We start from the raw sequence: 473 nt of genomic DNA on the forward strand, positions 1-473 counted from the left end.
TCTCTGACGGCACCCAGACCGAGTGGCTGCAGGCGGCCCGCGCGGCAGACTTCGGGCTGGACGTCGATGCCGCCGTCGCCGCGGTCGAAGAGCGCACACCCGACGTGGTGTTCGTGGCGAGCCCCAACAACCCGTCGGGCCAGAGTGTCTCGATCGAGGACCTGCGCCGTCTGCTGCAAGCGATGCCGGGTGGGATCCTGATCGTCGACGAGGCCTACGGCGAGTTCTCGTCGCAGCCCAGCGCGGTCACCTTGATCGACGAGTTCCCGGCCAAGCTGATCGTCACCCGCACGATGAGCAAGGCGTTCGCGTTCGCCGGTGGACGGCTCGGCTATCTGGCCGCGGCGCCCGCGGTGATCGACGCGCTGCTGCTGGTGCGCCTGCCGTATCACCTGTCCGTGCTCACCCAGGCCGCCGCGTGCGCGGCGTTGCGTCACGCCGACGACACCCTGGGCAGTGTTGCGATCCTGGCC

1 protein-coding gene is annotated in these 473 nt (G+C 69.8%); it reads left to right on the top strand.

Features of this window, described 5'->3' with window-relative positions; genetic code table 11:
• Positions 1–473, top strand: a 473-nt coding sequence (locus RNC47_RS36480; RefSeq protein WP_311605164.1) for an aminotransferase class I/II-fold pyridoxal phosphate-dependent enzyme, incomplete at both ends; no start/stop codon positions are given.

Source organism: Streptomyces millisiae, from assembly GCF_031845425.1.
In the GTDB taxonomy this organism is placed as follows: domain Bacteria; phylum Actinomycetota; class Actinomycetes; order Streptomycetales; family Streptomycetaceae; genus Streptomyces; species Streptomyces millisiae.